At 73.6% G+C, this 4,728-nt stretch carries 4 protein-coding genes and 1 pseudogene; all 5 read right to left on the bottom strand.

From position 1 onward, the window contains the following. Positions 1-153: 153 nt before the first annotated feature. Positions 154-1,344 (bottom strand): molybdopterin molybdotransferase MoeA, encoded by a 1,191-nt coding sequence (locus ASC99_RS30215; protein WP_235502552.1) that lies wholly within the window; start codon positions 1,342-1,344, stop codon positions 154-156. Next, complete coding sequence (locus ASC99_RS41460) at positions 1,341-1,592, bottom strand: DUF6457 domain-containing protein (RefSeq protein WP_057238011.1); 252 nt, start codon at positions 1,590-1,592, stop codon at positions 1,341-1,343. Before ASC99_RS41460 ends, ASC99_RS30215 begins: the two co-directional genes overlap by 4 nt. A 263-nt stretch (positions 1,593-1,855) precedes the next feature. Next, positions 1,856-2,413 (bottom strand): annotated as a pseudogene (locus tag ASC99_RS30205) (molybdenum cofactor guanylyltransferase); the annotation flags it as partial. A 16-nt stretch (positions 2,414-2,429) separates the two neighbouring features. Beyond that, a complete protein-coding gene (locus tag ASC99_RS30200) occupies positions 2,430-3,359 on the bottom strand; it encodes an MBL fold metallo-hydrolase (RefSeq protein ID WP_057238007.1) in 930 nt (309 codons plus the stop codon). A gap of 135 nt (positions 3,360-3,494) precedes the next feature. Continuing rightward, complete coding sequence (locus ASC99_RS30195; protein WP_200948466.1) at positions 3,495-4,259, bottom strand: polyprenol monophosphomannose synthase; 765 nt, start codon at positions 4,257-4,259, stop codon at positions 3,495-3,497. Positions 4,260-4,728: the final 469 nt, after the last annotated feature.

Below are 4,728 nucleotides of genomic sequence, written 5' to 3'. Positions count from 1 at the left end.
AAGGCCGAGGCGGGGCACAGTCCGCGTGACTGCACCGATCTGGTGGTCGCGGTCGTGCGTGGCCGACGGGTCCTCAACTACACCGAACCCGAAGCCGCAGTCCTCCAGCTCACCGACCGCCTCATCACCATCAAACCGGCCTGACCAGCCCGGTCACGGCGTGGCCAGGATCTCGGCCCGGCCGTCGGCCGGGACACCACCGGGCGGGACCACCGCGAGCGCCTCGGCCAGCGCCAGGCCGCGCAGCATCGCCGGGCCGTCGAAGGCCAGCGGCACCAGACCCCGGTCGGTCCTGACCACCGGGACCAGCCGGGTGTCGGTCGGATGGCCCGGCAGTGCGGCGGCCACCGGCTCGGTCCGCAGCTCCGGGCCCGGGCGGCCGGCCAGTCGGTCCAGCAGCGGCAGCGCCAGCGTGACGGTGCCCGCGACGGCCGCCAGCGGGTTGCCCGGCAGGCCCACCAGGTGGCGCCCGTCCGGCAGTTCGGCCAGCAGCATCGGGTGGCCCGGGCGCACCGCCACGCCGTCCACCAGCAGCCGGGCGCCGGTGGCGGTGAGCGCCTCGTGCAGGAAGTCCACCGGCCCGGCGGCCGTCCCGCCGGTGCTGACCACCACGTCGGCGGGCGAGTGCCGGATCGCGTCCCGGAGCAGCCCGAAGTCGTCCCCGACCCGGCGCTGTCCGATCAGCTCCGCACCGGCCGCGGCCAGCCACGGCGGCAGCAGCGGGCCGAGCGCGTCCCGGACCAGCCCGGCCCCAGGGAGACCGGAGTCCAGCAACTCGTCACCGAGCAGCAGCAGTTCGACGGTCGGACGGCGGTGCACGGTCAGCCGGTCGTACCCGCAGGCCGCGGCCAGACCGAGCACCGCGGGGGTCACCACCGTCCCGGCCGACAGCAGCACTTCACCCCGGCGGCACTCCTGGCCACGCGGCCGGACGTCCTGACCCGGCGTCACCTCGCCCAGCCCCTGCAGCACCACCCCGTCGATCCGGCCGTGCTCCCGGCGCAGCACCCCGGTGGCGCCCGGCGGCAGCTGCGCCCCCGTGGCGATCTGCACCGCCGCCCCGTCCGCCAGCGGCCCGCACGACTCCCCCGCCAGCACCCGGCCCGCCAGCCGCCACGGCCCGGGACCGGCCACCGCCCAACCGTCCATCGCGGACGTGTCGAAGGCCGGCAGATCGGTGAGCGCCTCCAGCGGCCCCGCCAGGGTCTGCCCGAGCGCCGCACCCAGCGCGAGCCCGACGGTGGGCAGCGGCCGGGGCGCCGCCAGCCGGGCCGCCCGGCGGGCCTGCGGCCACGAGCAGTGGTGCAGGGCCTGCACGGGGGCGGCCGCCGCCACCGTGGTCACTCCTGCTCCCCGGCCCAGCGTTCGGCCAGCGCCGCCGTCCTGGCCTGTGCCCTGGCCACCTCGGCCGGGCCACCGCCCTGCTGGGCGGCCGCATAGCCGACCAGGAACGCCGTCAACGGTGCAGCGGGCCTGGCCACCCCGTGCGCCACCACCCGGGCGAGGTCCAGCAGCCCGGTCACGTCCACCTCCAGGTCGATGCCCAGCTCGGTGGCGACGTCGGCGATCCAGTCATCCAGCGTGCGCTCCATGGCCCCATGCTGCCTGATCCACCATCGCCCGCCACGCTCCGGGCCATGAGCATCGCGCGTCGTTTCCCTCACCCGGACCCACCGCCGCCCGTGAGCTCAGGCAAGGTTGCACCTTCCAGGGGCTCGGGGAACTGCGAGGAGATCTGGCGTTCGGGTCACTGCGAAAGTGCCTGACCACCTACGCAACGATCACCTTGCAGAGGTCGGCGTCGCAGTTCCCCGAGCCCCTGGGTAGCAGATGGCTGAGCAGCTGCCTAGGCGTCCCGGAGGCGGGCGAGTTCGAGGTCTTCCCAGGTGTCGCAGTCGTACGAGACCCCGTCCGGGTCGGCCAGCCGGACCAGCCGGAGCGGAGCGAGCAGTCGCCGGAGCGGCAGCCCCACCGGCTCGCCGAGATCGCCCAGGGCGGCCCGGAGGGCGCTGCTGCGGTAGGCCCCGGCCAGCGGCTGGTCCCGGCCGCCGGCGTCGACCAGCAGGGCCCCGTCGTGCTCCGCGAGAGCGTCCAGCAGCCGCTCGACGGTCCGTCCGTCCAGGAACGGCAGGTCCGCCGCGAGCAGCAGCACCCGGTCGGCGCTGATCTGCCCGAGCCCGGCCGCGACCGCCGCGACCGGACCGCCACCGGGCGGGTCCTCCCGGGTCCAGTGCAGGTCACTGCGCTCGGTCGGCCGCTCGGGGCCGACCACCACCACCGTGCGGGCGTCCGGGCAGGCGGCGAGCACCCGGTCGAGCAGGGTGCGGCCGCCGACCGCCAGGCCCGGCTTGTCCACCCCGCCGAGCCGCCGGGCCGCGCCCCCGGCGAGTACGAGTGCGTCGTAGGCCGTCATACGGCCAGTATTCCGCTCAGGGGTCCTCGACGATCTCCGCGTCCACGATGCCGTTGTCCCCGTCGGACAGGTCCTCGGGCGTGAGCACGTTGGCCGCCGCGCTGAGTTCGAGGATCACGGGCAGGGTCAGGCCGCCGTACCGCTCGTTCACCATCGCCGCCAGGGCTTCGGCGTCGTCGGGGTGGGCGGCCAGCGCGCGGTCGAAGTCCTGGAGGTACTCGCTGGTGAAGGTGAGCACCCGCATCGCCTCGTCGTCGGCCCCGGGGACCCGGTGGCCGGCGATCACCCGCTCGGCGCCGAGGTCGGCCAGCCTGGCCAGGTTGTGCGACCACTGCTCGCGTTCGGCGGGGTCGGTGTCCGCCGTCCAGACGTGGGTGCCGTTGTAGACGAAGTCCCCGGCGACCACGGTGCGGCTGCCCGGGACGTGCACGACGGTGGAGCCCGCGCTGTCGCCCTGCCCGAGGCTGAGCACCCGGATCAGCTGACGGTCGATCATCAGCGGCTGCGGCAGCAACGGGGTGGGGACCAGCGGGTGGTCGGGGATGTCGTCCCCGTACACGGGCTTCCACTGCGCCACCTTGGCGGCCAGCGTGGCCATGATCCCCTCCACCACCAGCGGGGCGGCCAGCAGCTGCGCCTTGGGGAAGAGCCGGAGCACCTCCTCGGCACCGAAGTAGTGGTCCGGGTGCTGATGGGTGATCACGATGGCGAGCAGCTGGCGGCCCTTGCCCGCCACCCACTCGGCCAGCTCCCGGCCGGCGCTCCGGGTCAGCTGGGCGTCGACCAGGATCGCGGTGCGCTCGCCCATGATCAGGCTGGAGGTGGCGAAGAAGGCCGTCTCGGGGCCGGTGAAGACCTCGATCTGCAGGGGCGCCGGTGCCGGGCCCGGGTGCCCCGGACCGGCCGGTTCGGCTCCGGCGGTCCCTTCGGGCTGGGACGGCGTCACATCGGCTCCCTGGTCGGCACGGTGGGCCCGTGCCGGGCCCCGTAGGGCTCCAGCTTGGGAGGAAACCGCCGGGATTGCCGGGTAGGCGCGCCCAGGTGAGTGATCAAGCACGTCCGCCGGGCGCCGCCGCTGCGGTCACGACTTCCCGGTGAGCTTGCCCAGGCGAGCGGTGACGCCCCAGGCGGTGACCCGCCAGAGGGCTTCGACGACGATGCTGCGGCTCATCTTCGAGGCACCCAGCTCACGCTCGACGAACGTGATCGGCACCTCGGTGACCTTGTAGCCGGCCTTGACGGCCCGCCAGGCGAGGTCGACCTGGAAGCAGTAGCCGGCCGAGGCGACCTGGTCCATGCCGAGGCCCTGGAGGGTCTCCTTGCGGAAGGCGCGGTAGCCGCCGGTGACATCCCTGATCGGGACGTCGAGCATCAGGCGCGAGTACAGCGAACCGCCGCGGGAGAGCAGCAGGCGGGAGCGGGGCCAGTTGACCACCTCGCCGCCGGGCACCCAGCGCGAGCCGAGCACGAGGTCGGACGTGCGCAGGGCGGTGAGCAGGCGGTGCAGCTCCTCGGGCTGGTGGGAGCCGTCGGCGTCCATCTCCACCAGGACCTGGTAGCCGTGGTCGATGCCCCAGTGGAAGCCGGCCAGGTAGGCGGCGCCCAGCCCTTCCTTGCCCTTGCGGTGCAGGACGTGCAGGTGGTCGTCGGCTGCGGCGAGCTTGTCGGCGATGTCACCGGTGCCGTCTGGGCTGTTGTCGTCGGCGACCAGGATGTGCGCCTCGGGAACGGCTGCCCGCACCCGGGCGGTGATCCGCTCGACGTTCTCCGCCTCGTTGTACGTCGGAATGATCACCAGCACCTCACCGAGATCGGCGAAGGAGCTCTCCTGGCCAGCCGTGGTCACGTCTCTGTTGCCTTTCGGGTACAGCGGGCGAGCAGCGAGCCCTGATGGCCGCTGTCCGGGTCGATGAGGCGCACCTCGCGGTGTCCTGACTCCTCGGATACGGAAGAAGTACAGGAATAGCGCATGCTACGACGCCCAGGTTGCCCGGCGGTCGTCAGGGCGGTGCTTCACTCCGCTCACCGGATAGTCTTCCTGTTCAACTTGCACACCCGTGGGTCGCGAAGCAACCGGTCGCTCGCGTCCGCCTCGCCCCGCCCCTCCGCGCGCCCCTGCGCCGGTGGGAGCACCGGGGAGGTCGGACCTTGCCCGCGCCGGTGTCGACCGAGAACGTGCGGCACCGCCGCACCGAGCAGAGTGGAATGCCGGGCTGATGCGGGACTTGAAGCAGCTGGTGAAGGCGTACGACGTGCGTGGTGTGGTGCCGGATCAGTGGGACGAGTCGTTGTCGTTCGCGTTGGGTGCGGCGTTC

The organism is Kitasatospora sp. Root107 (assembly GCF_001424875.1).
Taxonomy (GTDB): domain Bacteria; phylum Actinomycetota; class Actinomycetes; order Streptomycetales; family Streptomycetaceae; genus Kitasatospora.
Note: the sequence above shows the minus strand (reverse complement) of the source record. Positions and strands in the feature narration are given on the sequence as shown.